This is a genomic window from Pseudomonas tehranensis (genome assembly GCF_014268615.1).
GTDB lineage: Bacteria > Pseudomonadota > Gammaproteobacteria > Pseudomonadales > Pseudomonadaceae > Aquipseudomonas > Aquipseudomonas tehranensis.
In genome coordinates this window covers 1-18,061 of the sequence record NZ_JABWQV010000089.1, presented here as the reverse complement: position 1 = coordinate 18,061, position 18,061 = coordinate 1, and the positions used below count along the sequence as shown (strand labels likewise).

17 protein-coding genes are annotated in these 18,061 nt (G+C 60.4%); 6 read left to right on the top strand and 11 right to left on the bottom strand.

Annotated features, from left to right (window positions below):
- Positions 1-46 precede the first annotated feature (46 nt).
- The 4 genes from HU811_RS14795 to gpmI form a co-directional block, all read right to left on the bottom strand.
- Positions 47-829, bottom strand: a complete 783-nt coding sequence (locus tag HU811_RS14795) for a divergent polysaccharide deacetylase family protein (RefSeq protein ID WP_092401410.1) — start codon at positions 827-829, stop codon at positions 47-49.
- A gap of 1 nt (position 830) precedes the next feature.
- On the bottom strand, positions 831-2,147 hold the full coding sequence (locus tag HU811_RS14790) for a S41 family peptidase (RefSeq protein WP_047226905.1): 1,317 nt from the start codon (positions 2,145-2,147) through the stop codon (positions 831-833).
- A 32-nt stretch (positions 2,148-2,179) separates the two neighbouring features.
- Positions 2,180-3,466, bottom strand: coding sequence for a murein hydrolase activator EnvC family protein (locus tag HU811_RS14785; RefSeq protein WP_186656664.1), 1,287 nt, complete (start codon positions 3,464-3,466; stop codon positions 2,180-2,182).
- A gap of 216 nt (positions 3,467-3,682) precedes the next feature.
- A complete protein-coding gene (gene gpmI, locus HU811_RS14780; RefSeq protein ID WP_186656662.1) occupies positions 3,683-5,212 on the bottom strand; it encodes a 2,3-bisphosphoglycerate-independent phosphoglycerate mutase in 1,530 nt (509 codons plus the stop codon).
- Between the two features lie 152 nt (positions 5,213-5,364).
- On the opposite strand from gpmI, the gene HU811_RS14775 reads away from it, so the two are divergent.
- The 3 genes from HU811_RS14775 to secB are packed head-to-tail and all read left to right on the top strand — an operon-like array spanning position 5,365 to position 6,555.
- Positions 5,365-5,778: a rhodanese-like domain-containing protein gene (locus tag HU811_RS14775; protein ID WP_186656661.1), complete on the top strand. Its 414-nt coding sequence runs from the start codon at positions 5,365-5,367 to the stop codon at positions 5,776-5,778.
- Position 5,779: 1 nt separating this feature from the next.
- Complete coding sequence (gene grxC / locus HU811_RS14770; RefSeq protein WP_047226909.1) at positions 5,780-6,034, top strand: glutaredoxin 3; 255 nt, start codon at positions 5,780-5,782, stop codon at positions 6,032-6,034.
- A 38-nt stretch (positions 6,035-6,072) separates the two neighbouring features.
- Positions 6,073-6,555: a protein-export chaperone SecB gene (gene secB, locus HU811_RS14765; RefSeq protein WP_186656659.1), complete on the top strand. Its 483-nt coding sequence runs from the start codon at positions 6,073-6,075 to the stop codon at positions 6,553-6,555.
- A 118-nt stretch (positions 6,556-6,673) separates the two neighbouring features.
- Here secB and trmL read toward each other — a convergent pair whose 3' ends face one another.
- The gene (trmL, locus tag HU811_RS14760) at positions 6,674-7,129 is read right to left on the bottom strand and encodes a tRNA (uridine(34)/cytosine(34)/5-carboxymethylaminomethyluridine(34)-2'-O)-methyltransferase TrmL (RefSeq protein ID WP_092401422.1); all 456 of its coding nucleotides are present in this window, start codon (positions 7,127-7,129) and stop codon (positions 6,674-6,676) included.
- Between trmL and HU811_RS14755 the strand changes: the two genes are divergently transcribed.
- A complete protein-coding gene (locus HU811_RS14755; RefSeq protein WP_186656657.1) occupies positions 7,128-7,568 on the top strand; it encodes a hypothetical protein in 441 nt (146 codons plus the stop codon). The two genes, trmL and HU811_RS14755, sit on opposite strands and share 2 nt — an antisense overlap.
- 422 nt (positions 7,569-7,990) lie before the next feature.
- On the opposite strand, the gene ntrC is transcribed toward HU811_RS14755, so the two are convergent.
- The 6 genes from ntrC to glnA form a co-directional block, all read right to left on the bottom strand.
- The gene (gene ntrC / locus HU811_RS14750; RefSeq protein ID WP_047226913.1) at positions 7,991-9,427 is read right to left on the bottom strand and encodes a nitrogen regulation protein NR(I); all 1,437 of its coding nucleotides are present in this window, start codon (positions 9,425-9,427) and stop codon (positions 7,991-7,993) included.
- A complete protein-coding gene (gene glnL, locus HU811_RS14745) occupies positions 9,424-10,509 on the bottom strand; it encodes a nitrogen regulation protein NR(II) (protein WP_092455855.1) in 1,086 nt (361 codons plus the stop codon). Before glnL ends, ntrC begins: the two co-directional genes overlap by 4 nt.
- Before the next feature lie 231 nt (positions 10,510-10,740).
- Positions 10,741-11,364 carry a DUF4124 domain-containing protein gene (locus HU811_RS14740; RefSeq protein ID WP_186656655.1) on the bottom strand — a complete coding sequence of 208 codons (624 nt, stop codon included), beginning with the start codon at positions 11,362-11,364 and terminating at the stop codon, positions 10,741-10,743.
- Positions 11,361-11,879 (bottom strand): DUF4124 domain-containing protein, encoded by a 519-nt coding sequence (locus HU811_RS14735; RefSeq protein ID WP_186656652.1) that lies wholly within the window; start codon positions 11,877-11,879, stop codon positions 11,361-11,363. The genes HU811_RS14740 and HU811_RS14735 overlap by 4 nt, the downstream gene beginning before the upstream one ends.
- Positions 11,880-12,110: 231 nt before the next feature.
- A complete protein-coding gene (locus tag HU811_RS14730) occupies positions 12,111-12,668 on the bottom strand; it encodes a chorismate mutase (RefSeq protein ID WP_186656650.1) in 558 nt (185 codons plus the stop codon).
- 125 nt (positions 12,669-12,793) lie between these two features.
- Positions 12,794-14,200, bottom strand: coding sequence for a type I glutamate--ammonia ligase (gene glnA, locus HU811_RS14725; RefSeq protein ID WP_003196860.1), 1,407 nt, complete (start codon positions 14,198-14,200; stop codon positions 12,794-12,796).
- Between the two features lie 328 nt (positions 14,201-14,528).
- Here glnA and thiI point away from each other — a divergent pair, with 328 nt between their 5' ends.
- Both thiI and typA read left to right on the top strand, forming a co-directional pair.
- Complete coding sequence (gene thiI / locus HU811_RS14720) at positions 14,529-15,983, top strand: tRNA uracil 4-sulfurtransferase ThiI (protein ID WP_092401437.1); 1,455 nt, start codon at positions 14,529-14,531, stop codon at positions 15,981-15,983.
- A gap of 138 nt (positions 15,984-16,121) precedes the next feature.
- Positions 16,122-17,942: a translational GTPase TypA gene (typA, locus tag HU811_RS14715; protein WP_047226918.1), complete on the top strand. Its 1,821-nt coding sequence runs from the start codon at positions 16,122-16,124 to the stop codon at positions 17,940-17,942.
- The last annotated feature ends 119 nt before the right edge of the window (positions 17,943-18,061 follow it).

Here is an 18,061-nt window from a genome sequence, read left to right as displayed (position 1 = left end):
GCCTGCTCGCGATAGCGGCGGCGCGGTTTGAGAGCGAGCCCAACCGCTACCGATAAACCCCATCTTTCCCATGCCCGGCCATCGCCCGATTGCTGCGCAAGCTGATCATCGACTTGATGTCGATCCATTCGATGCCCTGGGCCTTGAGCCTGGGCAGTTCGCGTTCGAGCACTGCCAGGGTCTGCGGATAAGGATGGCCAATCATCACCGCCGATCCCTGCTGGCGAGCCAGCTCTATGGCGACCTGAAGCTGATGGGCGATGGCTGCTTCGGTGCGCTCATCGTCCAGGAACACATCGCGCGACACACTGGCGAGGCCGATCTTCTGCGCCTCGGCGGCGGCGACTGTCTGGGCGCTGGTGCGGCTGTCGACAAAGAACTTGTGCCGTTGCTGCAAGTTCGCCATCAACCACGCCATGGCCCGCGGCTGGGACGTCATGCGGCTGCCCATGTGGTTATTGATCCCACTGGTGAAGGGCACGGCGGCGAATGCGGCGTCGAGGCGTTTTTCCAGCTCCTCCAGGGGCAGTTCCGGATGCCAGGCGAACGGCCCGGTGGCCGGGTCCATGGGCATGTGCAGCATGACGACCTTACCGGCGCGATGGGCTTCGCGAGCCAGTTCGGCGGCATGGGGTGTGTCGGGCATGATTGCCGCAGTGACTGGGCCGGGCAGGGCCAGCACGCGGCGATCCCGGGGCAGGTTTTGCCCCAGGTCGTCGATGATCAGGCTCAGGTAGGCCTTGTGTGGTGCCGGAGGCTGTGTCGCGGGTGCGGCAAAGACAGCGCCCGCCAGACAGCACACCAGGCCCAGGATGAAGCGCAGGCCCATCTCAGCGGCCGGAGGTGATGTTCAGTCCTTTGAGCAGGCTCAGGGCCTGAGCCAACTGATAGTCGTCATCCTGCGGCATGGGCTTGGCCTTGGCGCCGGAACCGGTCGGTTTGTCGGCGCCGCCGTTGCCATTGCCCAAGTGACCCTGCAAGTCAGCTTCCTTGAAGTACTCGCTGTCCTGCTCGCTGGTGATCTTGGCCTTGCGCACCTCAATGTCCGGGACGATGCCCTGGGCCTGGATGGACCGGCCGTTAGGGGTGTAGTACAGCGCAGTGGTGATCTTCAGGGCGCGGTCATTGTTGAGCGGCAAGACGGTTTGCACCGAGCCCTTGCCGAAACTGGTGGTGCCCATGACGACACCGCGCTTCTGGTCCTGCAGGGCGCCGGCGACGATTTCCGATGCCGAAGCGCTGCCACCGTTGATCAGTACCACCAGCGGCACGGCTTCGCTCAGGTCGTTGCCGGTGGCCGAAAAGCGTAGTTCGGAATTGGCGATGCGGCCCTTGGTGTAGACGATCAGGCCCTTGGTGATGAAATGGTCCACCACCTCCACCGCCGACTGCAGCACGCCGCCGGGGTTGTTACGCAGGTCCAGGACCATGCCGTTGAGCTTCTTGCCGTTGTCCTTGCGCAGCTTGGCCAGGGCTTTGGCGACTTCTTCGCCGGTCTTGACTTGGAACTGGGTGATGCGGATGTAGCCGTAGCCCGATTCCAGCAACTGGCTCTTCACGCTTTTGACCTGGATGATCGCACGGGTCAGGGTCACGTCGAACGGCGTGCCGCCATCGCGCACCAGGGTCAGGGTAATCTTCTGGCCGATTTTGCCGCGCATCTTGTCCACGGCTTCGGTCATGCTCTGGCCGCGAGTCGGCTGGCCGTTGATCTTGACGATGAAGTCGCCGGCCTGGATGCCGGCCTTGGAAGCAGGCGTGTCGTCGATGGGCGAAACCACTTTGACGAAGCCGTCTTCGCTGCCGACCTCGATGCCCAGGCCGCCGAACTCGCCGCTGGTGCTTTCCTGCAGCTCGGCGAAATCTTCCGGTCCCAGGTAGGCCGAGTGGGGATCAAGGTTGCTGAGCATGCCCTTGATGGCGTTCTCCAGCAGCAGTTTGTCGTCCACCGGTTCCACGTAGGCGGCCTTGATCCGGTCCATGACTTCGGCAAAGGTGCGCAGTTCGTCCAGCGGCAGCGGGGCCTTGGTGGTCGCGGCCGTAGCGGCTGTCGACGAGGGGGCCGGTTCAGCGGCGAACGCCAGGGGCGCACCGATCACAAGGGCGATCGTCAGGGCCAGCGAGGTGAGGCGGGACAAATGCAGCATGTCGAACGAACTCCTGAGTTGGATGGGCGCGCTTATCCTTGCGCACGACACCATTGGGTCGGGTCACTGGGGCGACCCTGCTGACGAATAGCGAAATACAGCGCTGGCGTATCCTGCCCGCCACTGTTACCAACCGTAGAGATGGACTCGCCGGCCTTGACTACATCGCCGGCCGCCTTGAGCAGCGTCTGGTTATGGCCGTACAGGCTCAAATAGCCGTTACCGTGATCCAGGATCACCAGCAGGCCGGCGCCGCGCAGCCAGTCGGCGAACACCACGCGACCGCCATGCACGGCATGCACCTGGCTGCCGGCAGTGGCGCTGATCATCACGCCGTCCCACTTGGTGCGGGTATCGTCGCCGCGGGTTTGGCCGAAGCGTGCAAGCAATCGACCATTGACCGGCCATGGAAGTTTGCCCCGTGCCGAAGCAAAAGCGCCGCCGAAGGTTTCCCCGCCTGTCGAAACCAGTGGGCCGGGGCTTGATCGGGCAGGCTTGCGCGGTGCATCGCCGGCGTCGGCCTGGGCCTCACGCAAGCGCTTTTTTTCGGTTTCCTGCTGGGCGATCAGCGCCTTTTGGCGCGCTTCTTCCGCCTCTCGAGCCTGGCGTGCCAGGGTTTCTTCGATGGTCTTCAAGACTTTTGCCAGTTGGGCCTGGTCCTGCTCGCGAGCCTTGAGCTTGCTGTCGCGGGCCTTCACGTCTTCATTGAGCTTGGCCAGGGCGACCTGACGCTCCTTGCGAACCTTCTCGAGTTCTTCGCGCTGGGTGTCGAGGCTGCTTTTCTGCACCAGCAACTGGGCCTGCTGCAATTCAATCTCTTTTTCGACATTGGCCAGCTGGCGCAGGGTTTCGTTAAAGCTCTTGAGTTGCTCCAGGCGCGCCTGGCTCAGGTAATCGTAATACGTGAGCGTGCGGGCGAATTTCTCGGGGTTCTGCTGGTTGAGCAGCAGCTTGAGGTACTCCTGACGGCCGTTCTGGTAGGCCGCCCGGGCCTGGATGGCGATCAGTTTCTGCTGTTCAGTGCGCGCGCTCTGGAGTTTTTTTTTCTCCGTATCGAGGCGCTGCAACTCGGATTCACTTTTCTTGAGCTCTTGTTGCAGGGCGTCGACCTGTTTCTCCAGCTTGCCCATCTCGGTCTCGGTACCGCGCAGGTCTTTCTGCACGCCGGACTTTTCTTCCTGCAACTTGCCCAGCAGCTTTTTCAGCTCGGCAATGTCCTGACGCGTGGCGTCCAACTGCTGTTGGGTTTGTGCGCGCTCGTCAGCGAAGGCCGGTTGGAGCAGGCAGGTCAGAGCGAGGGCTATCAGAACGCGAAGCATAGAGGCGGGCGACACCAGGGAAAGGGACGGCCTAGTATGCCCGCCCCACGCCGCAAAAAAAACGCCCATTTGGGGCTGTGTGATAACTGGCCCAAAAAACACCTTGAACCCTGTGGGAGCGAGCCTGCTCGCGATGAGGCCATAACATCCAACATAGATGTTGACTGTAATACCGCTATCGCGAGCAGGCTCGCTCCCACATTGGTAAGTGTTGGGTCAGACCAGGATCGACGTCCCGGTCATCTCCGCCGGCTTCTCCATCCCCAGCAACATCAGCATGGTCGGCGCCACGTCAGCCAGTACGCCGCCATCGCGAACCTTGAAGTCGCGCTTGCCGACATAGATGAACGGCACCGGCTCGGTGGTGTGGGCGGTGTGGGCCTGGCCGGTGGACTCATCGGACATTTGCTCGACGTTCCCGTGGTCGGCAGTAATCAGCGCTTCACCGCCGACTTTTTCCAGCGCCTCGACGATGCGCCCGACGCAGGTGTCCAGGCATTCCACCGCTTTGACCGCGGCGTCGAACACACCGCTGTGGCCGACCATGTCGCCGTTGGCGTAGTTGACCACGATCACGTCGTAGCGCTGGTGCTCGATGGCATCGACGATGCGATCGGTGACCTCCGGTGCGCTCATCTCCGGTTGCAGGTCATAGGTGGCGACCTTTGGCGACGGGATCAGGATGCGTTCTTCGCCGGGGAACGGCTCTTCACGGCCGCCAGAGAAAAAGAACGTCACGTGGGCATACTTCTCGGTTTCAGCGATGCGCAGTTGGGTCTTGCCGTTCTTCGCCAGGTAGTCGCCCAGCACGTTTTCCAGGCTGCCGGCGGCGAAGGCCGACGGCGCGGGGATGCTGGCGGCGTATTGGGTCAGCATGACGAAGCCGGCCAGTTTCGGCTGGCGGGCGCGTTCGAACTCCTTGAAATCGTCTTCGACAAACACGCGGGTCAGCTCGCGGGCACGGTCGGCGCGGAAGTTCATGAACACCACAGCGTCGCCGTCCTCGACTTTAACCGGCTCGCCGATGGTGGTGGCCTTGACGAATTCGTCGCTTTCACCCCGCTCGTAGGCGGCTTGCAGGCCTTCCTGGGCGGTGGCGGCGTTGAACTCGGCGTTACCGTCGACGATCAGGTTGTAGGCCTGGGACACCCGGTCCCAGCGGTTATCGCGATCCATGGCGTAGTAACGGCCGACGATGCTGGCGATACGGCCCTTGCCGAGGGCCTGGAAGGTGCTGTCGAGCAGTTCGATTGACGAAGTGGCGCTTTTGGGTGGCGTGTCGCGGCCATCGAGGAACGCGTGCAGGTAGATTTTTTCCGCGCCGCGCTTGGACGCCAGCTCGGCCATGGCAATCAGGTGGTCCTGGTGGCTGTGCACGCCACCATCGGACAGCAGGCCCATGAAGTGCACGGCTTTGCCAGCAGCCACGGCTTTATCGACAGCCGCGCAGATGGTCGGGTTTTCAAAGAACTCGCCGTCGCGAATCGCTTTGGTCACGCGAGTGAAGTCCTGATACACCACGCGGCCCGCGCCGAGGTTCATGTGGCCGACTTCGGAGTTGCCCATCTGTCCGTCGGGCAGGCCGACGTCCATGCCGCTGCCGGAGATCAGGCCGTTCGGCACGGTGGCCCACAGGCGGTCCAGCACGGGCTTCTTGGCCGCGTACACGGCATTGGATTCGTGGCTGTCACTGTGACCGAAGCCGTCGAGAATCATCAGGACCAAAGGTTTAGGCGTGGTAGTCATGGAATCCACTCGTGGCTGATTAAAAGAAGGCGATGGAAAAGGGACGGGCAGTTTAAAGGTAAGTTCCGGTGCCGTCACCGCCGGGCGGGGTTTGGCCGGCCTTGTGTGCTGTGTATACTGGCCGACATTTTAACGCCCTGGAACCTCCTTCGATGGTTGCTCACCTGATTGAATTTGCCACTAACCACTACCTTCTCGTCGGTATCTTCGTCGTACTGCTGGCATTGCTGGTTGCCCATACGATGCAGGGCGGCGGCCGCAGCCTGAGCACCGGCGAACTGACCGCGCTGGTCAACAAAGACACCGGCATAGTGGTAGACATCCGTCCGAGCAAGGATTTCGCCGCTGGTCACATTGTCGGCGCAGTGAATATTCCCCAGGACAAACTGATCGCCCGTATCGGTGAACTGGAAAAGCACAAGGCCAAGACGCTGATCCTGGTGGATGCCCAGGGCCAGCACGCAGGCACGCATGCCCGCGAACTGATGAAGTCCGGCTTTACCGCCGCCAAGCTGTCCGGTGGCGTTGCAAGCTGGAAAGCCGACAATCTGCCCCTGGTGAAGTGAGATGACCCACGTCGTTGTCTATTCCAGCGATTACTGCCCCTATTGCTCCCGAGCCAAGTTCCTGCTCAAGAACAAAGGTGTGGCTTTCGAAGAGATCAAGGTCGACGGCAAGCCGCAACTGCGCGCCGAAATGACTCAAAAGGCCGGACGTACCTCCGTGCCGCAGATCTGGATCGGCAGCACCCACGTGGGCGGTTGCGATGATCTGTTTGCCCTGGATCGCGCCGGCAAGCTCGATGCGATGCTCAAGGCCTGAATTCCCTACTAAGAACCTGAAAGTAAGAAGGATCTGCGATGACTGACCAACAGAACACAGCTGCCAGCGAAGAAGAAGCCGCACCGCAATTCTCCTTGCAGCGCATTTACGTACGTGACCTGTCCTTCGAAGCCCCGAAAAGCCCGGCGATCTTTCGCCAGCAATGGGAGCCGAGCGTAGGCCTGGACCTGAACACCCGCCAGAAGGCCCTGGAAGATGACTTCCACGAAGTGGTGCTGACCCTGTCGGTAACCGTGAAGAACGGTGACGAAGTGGCGTTCATCGCCGAAGTGCAGCAAGCCGGGATCTTCCTGATCAAGAACCTGGATGCCGCTTCGATGAGCCACACCCTGGGTGCCTTCTGCCCCAACATCCTGTTCCCGTACGCCCGCGAAACCCTCGACAGCCTGGTGACCCGCGGTTCGTTCCCGGCCCTGATGCTGGCCCCGGTGAACTTCGATGCCCTGTACGCGCAAGAACTGCAGCGCATGCAGCAAGAAGGCGGCACGACCGTTCAATAAGTCGACGCAAACCCTGTGGGAGCGGGCTTGCCCGCGAAAGCGGTGTGTCAGGCGACATTGATGTCAACTGACACGCCCTATTCGCGAGCAAGCCCGCTCCCACATTTGTTATGGGGTGTTATTGGAAACCGTTCTGCCGCCAGGCCTCGTAAACGGCCACGGCCACGGTGTTGGACAGGTTCAGGCTGCGACAGCCTTCGCGCATCGGCAGGCGCAGACGCTGGTCGGCGGGCAGTGCGTCCAGTACCTCCGCCGGCAGGCCCCGGCTTTCCGGGCCGAACAGGAACGCATCGCCGGCGACGAAACTGGCGTCATGAAACGGCCGCGAGCCCTTGGTGGTGAACGCGAACAGTCGCGGATGCCCCAGGCTTTCCAGACAGCTGGCGAGGTCGGCGTGGCGCTGCAGGGTGGCATACTCGTGGTAGTCGAGACCGGCACGGCGCAGGCGCTTGTCGTCCATCTCGAAACCCAGTGGTTCGATCAAATGCAGGTGGCAGCCGCTGTTGGCGCACAGCCTGATGACGTTGCCGGTGTTCGGCGGAATTTCCGGTTGAAAAAGGATGACGTGAAACATGCACGGCTCCGCAGATAAAGATGAGCGGCATTCTACGCCGCAAACCGATCAGCGTTCGAAGCTATTACCTCGGGTGATGGGGTCTTTGGCGATCTTCGGTCTGATGGTCGGCTTGATGATCGGTCGCCTGACCACGCCCGAGCCGAGCATGCTGCAACAGGTCGAAGTGATCGACGGGACGCTGGTGGCCTGGTTCAACAACGAGCCCAAGCTGCACGGGGAAATCATCGACGGCTCGGTGGCGCTGTTGTTACAGGCACAAGGCCGCCCGCAGAAGGGCCAGCTCAAGCTCAACGGCAAGGACGTGAACTGGCGGGTGCGTTTGAGTGACAAGGGGTTGTTGCTGACGCTGGTGGCGGCGCGTCCGTTGCGGGGGGAATGGGCCGGCAGCGAGGTCGATGACCGCTGGCGGCTGGAGATCCGTCTCCAGGAGCAATAAAAGAGGGAATCCCCGGCCTGCCTGTACCAAGGTCCCCAAACGGGAGGGGCTTGCGTTAAACGCGCAGCCCCGGTGTAAAGAAGGGAAACCTTGACCTGCCTGTATCAAGGCCCCCAAAACAGTGGGCTCGATGAGCCCGATATAAAATGGGGAATCCCCGGCCTGCCTGTACCAAGGTCCCCGAAACTGGGTAGTGATTGAGTTATTGCAGGGGGCGTGCCAGTTTTAAATGGCTTGTCACAAAAAGTTTGCTGATGATGCGAAAAGCCCCGTATTCCGGGGCTTTTGCTTTTATGTAGGTTTATTTTTTCGAGACGGGCCGATGGGTTCGGGCTTGTAGCGCATGAGCAATTGCGGATCGTAGTGCATTAGGGTGGTGCACAAACTCCATTGTGGTGTTGCGGCGCCGGCTGAAAACTATTTCAGCCCTCATCCCCCTCATCATCATCCCCGCCATCGACCTTCATCCCCAATTCCTTGATCTTGCGGGTCAAGGTATTGCGGCCCCAGCCCAGCAGCACCGCGGCGTCGCGGCGGCGGCCGGCGGTGTGCTTGAGGGCGGTCTCGATCATGATGCGCTCGAAGCTCGGTACGGCGCTGTCCAGCAGGTTCGATTGGCCGCGGGCCAGAGCCTGGTCGGCCCACTGGCGCAGGGCCTGTTCCCAGTTGGTCACTGGGGCCGAGTCCTGGGGCAGGCTGAGCAGCTCCGGCGGAAGATCGCTGATGTGCACTTCGCGACCGGACGCCATCACCGTGATCCAGCGGCAGGTGTTCTCCAGTTGGCGCACGTTGCCGGGCCATGGCAGGTTCTTGAGGTATTCCTCGGTTTCGCTCTTGAGCAGTTTGGGCTCCACCGCCAGCTCTTGGGCCGCGCGGCTGAGGAAGTGCCGGGCCAGGGTCGGGATGTCTTCGCGACGGTCCGCCAGGCGCGGGATATGAATGCGGATCACATTCAGGCGATGGAACAAGTCTTCACGGAATTTTCCCGCGTGGACCAGGGTTTCCAGGTTCTGGTGGGTCGCGGCGATGATGCGTACATCGACCTTGACCGGGGTATGGCCGCCCACCCGATAGAATTCGCCGTCGGCCAGTACGCGCAACAGCCGGGTCTGGGTGTCAGCCGGCATGTCGCCGATTTCGTCGAGGAACAAGGTGCCGCCGTCGGCTTGTTCGAAGCGTCCGCGCCGCAAGTTGGCCGCGCCGGTGAACGCGCCTTTCTCGTGGCCGAACAGCTCGGACTCCATCAGGTCCTTGGGGATCGCCGCCATGTTCAGCGCAATGAACGGTGATGCCGCCCGTGGACTGTGGCGGTGCAGGGCATGGGCGACCAGTTCTTTACCGGTGCCCGATTCGCCGTTGATCAACACGGTGATGTTGGAGTGGCTCAAACGCCCAATGGCGCGAAACACTTCCTGCATTGCCGGCGCTTCACCGATGATTTCCGGGGTGCGGGCCAGCGCCGGCACCTCTTCCATGCCCTGTTGCTCCTGGGCGTGCTGGTTGGCGCGCTTGACCAGTGACACGGCCTCATCGACGTCGAACGGCTTGGGCAGGTATTCGAAGGCGCCGCCCTGGTAGGACGCTACAGCGCTGTCCAGGTCCGAATGGGCGGTCATGATGATCACCGGCAGCCGTGGGTGCTGCTCGCGAATCCGCGCCAGCAGGTCCAGGCCGCTGGCGCCGGGCATGCGGATGTCGGAGATGATGACGTCCGGTTGCTGACGGGCCAGGCGGCTCATCACCCCGTCGGCGCTGTCGAAGCTCTGGGTGGTCATGCCTTCCTGTTGCAAGGCTTTCTCCAGGACCCAACGGATAGAACGGTCGTCATCGACGATCCACACGGTTTCACTACGGCTCATGTCGATGTGGCTCCTTGTTCCAGTGGCAGGAAGATCGAAAAGGTGGTGTGGCCAGGGTGGCTCTCACATTCGATCAGGCCCTGATGCTGACTGATGATGTTCTGGGTAATGGACAGGCCCAGCCCGGTACCGTCCGGGCGACCGCTGACCATGGGAAAGAAGATGGTTTCCTGTAACTCGGCGGGAATGCCCGGGCCGTTGTCGATGATTTCGATCTTGGTCACCAGGCGATGACGCACATGGCCGATGGTGAACTGGCGCATGGCGCGGGTGCGCAGGCTGATGCGGCCCAGGCGCAGCTCGTTCTGGCTACTGATGGCCTGCATGGCGTTGCGCACGATGTTCAGCACCGCCTGGATCATCTGCTCGCGGTCGATCAGTACATCGGGAATGCTTGGGTCGTAGTCGCGCACCAAGGTGATGCAACCCTGGCTCTCGGCTTCCACCAGGCTACTGACGCGCTCCAGCACTTCGTGGACGTTGCACATCGCCAGGGACGGCAGCTTGTTGGAGCCGAGCATGCGATCCACCAGATTGCGCAAGCGGTCGGCTTCTTCAATGATGACGTTGGTGTAGTCCTTGAGGTTTTCTTCGGGCAGTTCCCGGGCCAACAGTTGTGCGGCGCCACGAATCCCGCCGAGGGGGTTCTTGATCTCATGGGCCAGGCCACGCACCAACATTTTGCTGGTTTCCTGCTTGGACAACTGAGCCTCTTCCTTGGTGATGCGCAGCAGGCGATCGCGGGGATGCACCTCCAGCAGCAACAGCGTGGCACCGTTATTGAGGATCGGTGTTACCGCGTAATCCACGGTCAGCGTCTGGCCGGTCAGGGCGGTAAGCATCGCTTCGCGCTTGGTGAACGGATGCGCCTGTTCCACCGCCTGGCGCAAGGAATTGAGCGCCTCGGCCGATTCGGTGAACAGCTCACTGATGAACTGCCCATGGCTGCGCTGGCCGCTGACGGCCAGCAGCATCTCCGCTGCCGGGTTCATGTACTCGAGGCGCAGTTCGGCATCGAGCAGGATGGTTGCGGTGGTGAGGTTATCGAGTAGCAAGCGGTGTAGTGCGTCGCTAATGGTCATCAGGACCTCTTTTGGAGCGTAAGCAAGCACGCGTATGACGCGCTGATACAAGGAAAATGCAAAAACCAAACCAAGGCTCCGAAAAGAAGCGTTTAGAGCCTCAAACGAACCTTTTTCGCCCGATTGCGTGGCGTTCTGCCAGCTTTTTCGGGTACTTTCGAACCAAAATGGGCTGGAATTTGAGTAGGGTGCAGACACTTGCACCAATATAGTGCGTCATCCAGAAGGGCGTTAAAAGAACGGCAGGATGCTGCTTTGCTCTTCTGCGGGCTTGTCGCTGAGGGGGCATTCGGGACGCTGGCCGTAATCGGCTGTGGCGCAGGGTGTGATGCGGCGTTTCTGCGCCAGGGAAATGCGCTGCATGTGGAAGGGCTGGTTGGCGGTACGTTCGACGATACGGCCCTGCTCATCGAGAATCTCTACCGCCAGATGATGGCTGCCTCGATCGATGTTGCTCAGCGCGAACACTGGGCTGGGTCCCGGTTCGCCTGTGGGGTTGCCGTCCAACAGCAGGCGGTAGCGGTGGCCTTTTTGCAAGCTGGGTTCGCTGGTGACCGTGACGATCAGTTCCCCCGCTGTGCTGCGTATCGTGGCATCCGGTTCAGGGATCAACAGTCGCAGCATTTCGTAGCGGAACATCGGATCGGGAGTTTTTGCGGGGGGCGTTGTTGAGGCTGCGCCGGAGGGTGGTGTCGCCATCCGGTTGGCGGGCGGCAATTGCACTTTTTGGGCGTTACCGGGGCGCGGTTGGTCGGTGAAGACGCGATTGCCCTGGGCGTCGATGTAGGTATAAACCTGTCCCACCGTCGGCAGCGCGGCCAGGGACAAGCTCAGCGCGAGCAGCCAGCGGATCATGGGCGGTGCACCCGTTGTACGGTGAAGATGACGGTTTCGCTCTGTTGCACCAGATGTTCGCCGTCGATGACCTGTACCGCCAGGCTGTGCTCGCCCCGGTCGATATTCACCAGTTGCAGGCGCGGCACGTTGCTCGGCTGGCCATAGGGCTGGCCGTCCAGCAACAACCTGAACAGATGAGGGCTTTGCAGGCGCGGCCGAGCCAGGACGCCAACGGTGAAGGTGCCGTTGTTGGCGCGCAGGGCCTCTTCGCTGGGGATGTCTGTCAGCTCCAGGGTTTCGTAGGCGTTGTTTGGCTCCTCCCGGTTCGCGGCAGGCGCAGTAACGTTCGGGGAGGCCGGGGGCTGGGATTCGACACTGTTGAGTGGCGGCAGCTCCACTGTCTGGGCCGGTACGCCATCGGGCGGCTGGTTGCTATAGGCGGTGTTGCCGTCGGCGTCGGTGTATTTGTAGATCTGTGCGGCGACTGGCAGCGCCAATAGCAACAACAGCATTCCTGGAAAGCCACGACTCATAAAATCAACCGAAAACCAAAAGTGTTGGATTGCAGCATAGGTCAGGGGAGGCGGTTGGCCCAAGTTGTTGCACACAATCCCTGTTGGGGCGGTGTTCATAGCCTCCAGGTTAGACAGTGGCCCTCCTGTGGGAGCGGGCTTGCTCGCGAAAGCGGTTTGTCGGCCCCTGAGATATTGGCTGTGCCGGCCTCTTCGCGAGCAAGCCCGCTCCCACAATCGAAAATCGTTGGCTCAGGATTTTGTGAAGACGCACAGCTCTGCGGTCGCCCGAACCAGCGCCATTTGCCGCAACGGGTCACTACTGACGGTATGGGTGGCCTGGGCCAGCCATTGTGGGCATTGCGGGTCGGTGCGGTAGGGGCTGAAGTCGGCCAGTTGTTGCAGCAGGCGTTTTTGCAGTTGATCCAGTTGCGGGCGGATCTGCCTAACCAGGTCCGGGCGCGGCGCGTCCGGGGCTTTGCCTTGCAGTTGCCAATCGGACAGATGCGCGTATTGCACCAATTTGTTGGCTTCTATTTGTGCGGCGAAAAACGCCTCTACCGCTTCACTGCTCAGTTTGTAAGCCGGTGCCTGGGCGACGGCGGCGGCGATCACCTCGCGTTCGCGCTGGCGATCTTCCACCGGTTTGCGGCTGTCCCATTTGCTCAAGGCGACCTGGTCGGCAATGGCCAGACGCTCGCCTATGGTGCCCAGCAGCGGGGCGAGGGTGGTGGGTGCAGTTGCGGCCTGGGCGGCGGAGCCCAACAACGCGGCAGACAGCGCAAGGTAGAGTGAAAGGCGCGAAGTCATGGGTGATCTCGTCTTCGAATAGTGGAGGGCGCAGACAATCATGCACGTAACCTGCGCCCATAAAAAAGGCCTCCCGAAGGAGGCCTCTTTTTTATTCACGCCGCGTGGGGGGCGACGCTACCGGATCAGCAGCTGTAGTACAGCTCATATTCCAGTGGGTGTACGAAGGTGCGAACCTTGATTTCTTCTTCGCTTTTCAGTGCGATGTAAGCGTCGATGAAGTCATCGCTGAATACGCCGCCCTTGGTCAGGAACGCACGGCCCTTGTCCAGCTCTTCCAGGGCTTCTTTCAGGCTGCCACACACCTGTGGAATTTCCTTGGCCTCTTCAGGCGGCAGGTCATACAGGTTTTTGTCGGCGGCATCGCCAGGGTGGATCTTGTTCTGGATACCGTCCAGGCCAGCCATCATCAGTGCCGCGAAGGCCAGGTACGGGTTGGCAGCCGGGTCCGGGAAACGGGCTTCGATACGGCGAGCCTTAGGGCTGTTGACGTAAGGAATACGGATCGAGGCGGAACGGTTGCGAGCCGAGTAGGCCAGCATCACCGGCGCTTCAAAGCCTGGCACCAGACGCTTGTAGGAGTTGGTCGACGGGTTGGTAAAGCCGTTCAGGGCCTTACCGTGCTTGATGATACCGCCGATGAAGTACAGGGCGGTGTCCGACAGGCCGGCATAACCTTCGCCAGCGAAGGTGTTCTTGCCGTCTTTGGAGATCGACATGTGCACGTGCATGCCCGAACCGTTGTCGCCGTACAGAGGCTTAGGCATGAAGGTCGCGGTGCGGCCGTAGGCGTCAGCAACGTTGTGTACGCAGTACTTCAGGGTCTGGACTTCGTCAGCCTTCTTGACCAGCGTGTTGAATTTAACGCCGATTTCGTTCTGGCCGGCAGTCGCCACTTCGTGGTGGTGAACTTCGACGGTCTGGCCCATCTCTTCCAGTGCGTTGCACATGGAGGTACGGATTTCGTGGTCGTGGTCGAACGGTGGAACCGGGAAGTAGCCGCCCTTGATACCTGGACGGTGGCCTTTGTTACCGCCTTCCACGTCCTGATCGGACATCCACGAACCTTGTTCGGAGAAGATCTTGAACATGGAACCGGAGATGTCGGACTTGAACTTGACCGAGTCGAAGATGAAGAACTCAGGCTCAGGACCGAAGAAAGCGGTGTCGCCGATACCGGTGGACTTCAGGTATTCCTCGGCACGGTGGGCGATGGCGCGTGGGTCGCGGTCATAGCCTTGCATAGTCGAAGGTTCGATGATGTCGCAGACCAGGATCAGGGTCGGCTCTTCGGTGAACGGGTCCAGGACAGCCGTTTCGTCGTCCGGCATCAGGATCATGTCGGAGGCTTCGATGCCTTTCCAGCCAGAGATGGAGGAGCCGTCGAACATCTTTCCGATTTCAAAGAATTCGTCGTCCAGCGCATCACGGGCCGGCATGGTCACGTGATGTTGAGTGCCTTTGGTGTCAGTGAAGCGCAGATCAATCCACTTGACGTCATGATCTTTGATGAGTTGAACCGACTTCGACATATGTCCTCCGGGTGGCTTCGGGCGGGTAATGGTGTGCCCTTAGATATGGGTGATGCCGGCGCGAATACTCTGCCAAGGCAACCTGCCTCACAAGGGAGCAATTTGCATGCCAGTGCCCCAGCATGGGTTTTTTGCACCAAATCCACGCTTTTAAAGCCTTGAAACCCAGATTGTCGAACAATTGCGCACTGCAATGTGGCGCGACTTGCGATAAGCGACCTGTTTTGGTGCGCTGAAAACGGAGTGCAGATTAACTGGTTAAACCTTGAGCAATTTCCGCTATAATCCGCGCCCCCCTTTTTCGGCTGGCCGTTCGCGCGCTGTTTTCATGAAACTAATCGTAAAAGTCTTCCCCGAGATCACCATCAAGAGCCGCCCGGTACGGATGCGTTTCATCCGCCAGTTGGCCAAGAACATCCGTGCCGTGCTCCGCGATCTGGACCCGGCTGTGGTGGTGAACGGCGTGTGGGACAACCTCGAGCTGGAAACCCGCGTCAGCGAACCCAAGATCCTCAAGGAAATGACCGAGCGCCTGAGCTGCATGCCGGGCATCGCGCATTTCCTGCAGGTCGACGAATACCCGCTGGGGGATTTCGACGACATCCTCGCCAAGTGCAAGCTGCATTATGGTGATGCCCTGGCCGGCAAGATTTTTTCAGTGCGCTGCAAGCGCGCCGGCAAACACCCGTTCAGCTCGATGGATGTGGAGAGATACGTTGGCAGCCAGTTGCGCAAGCAGTGTGGCGCCGCCGGAATTTCATTGAAAGACCCGCAAATTGAAGTACGCATCGAAATTCGCGACCAACGGTTGTTCGTGATCCACAGTCAGCACGACAGCATTGGCGGGTATCCGCTGGGTTCGCTGGAACAGACCCTGGTGCTGATGTCCGGCGGTTTCGATTCCACGGTCGCGGCCTACCAGATCATGCGTCGCGGGCTGATGAGCCATTTCTGCTTCTTCAATCTCGGCGGGCGCGCCCATGAACTGGGCGTAATGGAAGTGGCGCACTTCATCTGGAAGAAGTATGGCAGCTCCCAACGCGTGTTATTTGTGAGCGTACCGTTCGAGGAAGTCCTGGGCGAGATTCTCGGCAAAGTCGATAACAGTCATATGGGCGTCATTTTGAAGCGTATGATGTTGCGTGCCGCGTCCAGCATCGCCGATCGGCTGCACATCGATGCGCTGGTCACCGGCGAGGCGATCTCCCAGGTGTCGAGCCAGACGCTGCCGAACCTGTCAGTGATCGACTGCGTGACCGAAAAACTGGTACTGCGCCCGCTGATCGCCAGCCACAAGCAGGACATCATCGACACGGCCAACGCGATCGGCACCGCCGATTTTGCCCGGCACATGCCGGAATACTGCGGGGTCATCTCGGTCAATCCGAAGACTGCGGCCAAGCGCGGGCGTGTGGAGCATGAAGAGAAAGAATTCGACATGGCGGTGCTCGAGCGTGCGCTCGAAAACGCCAGGCTGGTGCCAATCGATCGGGTGATCGATGAATTGGGCCAGGACATACAGATTGAAGAAGTCGGCGAAGCGCTGGCCGGTCAGATCATCATCGACATCCGTCACCCGGACGACGCTGAGGACGACCCGCTGAGTATCGCCGGTATCGAGGTACAAACGATGCCGTTCTATGCAGTGAACGCGCGTTTCAAGGAACTGGACCCTACTCGCCAGTACCTGTTGTATTGCGACAAAGGCGTGATGAGTCGCCTGCATGCCCACCATTTGCTCAGTGAGGGGCATGCCAATGTGCGCGTTTATCGACCGAGCTAAGTGCCCGGGGCTGTTTGCCTGTGGCCTGCGTCACCGGCCCCCCGACGCCGCCGACAGGCTGTAACGGCTTTGTCGGACTCAACGTAAATCGCTGCCACGACCTGTCAGCACACCGAATCCTCTGATCGAGATACACAAGTGATCGAAAATCTACGCAACATCGCCATCATTGCTCACGTTGACCATGGTAAGACCACCCTGGTAGACAAACTCTTGCGTCAATCCGGCACCCTGGAGCGCAACGAGCTCAACGACGAGCGCGTGATGGACTCCAACGACCAGGAAAAAGAGCGCGGTATTACCATCCTGGCGAAAAACACCGCCATCAACTGGAATGGCTACCACATCAACATCGTGGACACCCCGGGCCACGCCGACTTCGGTGGTGAAGTAGAGCGCGTAATGTCGATGGTCGACTCCGTGCTGCTGCTGGTCGATGCCCAGGACGGCCCTATGCCGCAAACCCGTTTCGTGACCAAGAAGGCGTTTGAAGCCGGCCTGCGTCCGATCGTGGTCATCAACAAGGTTGACCGTCCAGGCGCGCGTCCGGACTGGGTTCTGGACCAGATTTTCGATCTGTTCGACAACCTCGGCGCCACCGAAGAACAGCTGGACTTCAAAGTCGTCTACGCCTCGGCCCTGAACGGTATTGCCGGTCTGGACCACACCAACATGGCCGAAGACATGACCCCGCTGTACCAGTCGATCGTCGACGACGTACCTGCGCCGAAAGTCGACCGTGACGGTCCGTTCCAGATGCAAATCTCGGCTCTGGACTACAACAGCTTCCTGGGTGTGATCGGTGTTGGCCGCATCGCCCGTGGTCGCATCAAGCCGAACACGCCGGTCGTGGCGATCGACGCCGACGGCAAGAAGCGCAACGGTCGTATCCTCAAGCTGATGGGCCACCACGGTCTGCACCGTATCGACGTTGAAGAAGCAGCTGCCGGCGACATCGTCTGCATCAGCGGCTTCGAGCAACTGTTCATCTCCGACACCCTGTGCGACCCACTGAACGTCGAAGCGATGAAGCCGTTGACCGTCGACGAGCCAACCGTTTCCATGACCTTCCAGGTCAACGACTCGCCATTCTGCGGTAAAGAAGGCAAGTTCGTGACCAGCCGTAACATCAAGGAGCGTCTGGACAAGGAACTGCTCTACAACGTGGCACTGCGCGTTGAAGAAGGCGACTCGGCCGACAAGTTCAAGGTTTCCGGCCGTGGTGAGCTGCACCTCTCGGTTCTGATCGAAACCATGCGTCGCGAAGGCTTCGAAATGGGCGTAGGTCGTCCTGAAGTGATCATCCGTATGGTTGACGGCGTCAAGCACGAACCGTACGAAAACGTGACCATCGACCTGCCGGAAGAATCCCAGGGCGCGATCATGGAGCAAATGGGCCTGCGCAAGGGCGACCTGACCAACATGGTTCCGGATGGCAAGGGCCGTGTGCGCCTTGAGTACAACATCCCGGCCCGTGGCCTGATCGGTTTCCGTAACGAGTTCCTGACCCTGACCTCCGGTGGCGGCATCCTGACTTCGATCTTCGATCGTTACGACGTGATGAAGTCCGGCGACATGTCCGGCCGTCAGAACGGTGTTCTGGTATCGGTTGCGACCGGCAAGGCACTGACCTACTCGCTGGAAACCCTGCAAGCGCGCGGCAAGCTGTTCGTCGAGCACGGCCAGGACATCTACGAAGGTCAAATCGTCGGCCTCAACAGCCGCGACAACGACCTGGGCGTGAACCCGACCAAAGGCAAGAAGCTCGACAACATGCGTGCTTCGGGCAAAGACGAAACCATCGCATTGGTTCCGCCGGTCAAGTTCACCCTGGAGCAAGCGCTGGAGTTCGTGCAGGAAGACGAACTGTGCGAAGTGACGCCTAAGTCGATTCGCCTGCGTAAGAAGATCCTTGGCGAAAGCGAGCGTACCCGCGCTGCCAAGAAAAGCGGTAACTGAGTTTCGACTTAGTTAATGGCTGAAAAAAAACGCCCCTGATTGTGAGATCAGGGGCGTTTTTTTATGCCTGGAAGTTATGTAGCGCCTGTCAGGGCCCCTTCGCGAGCAAGCCCGCTCCC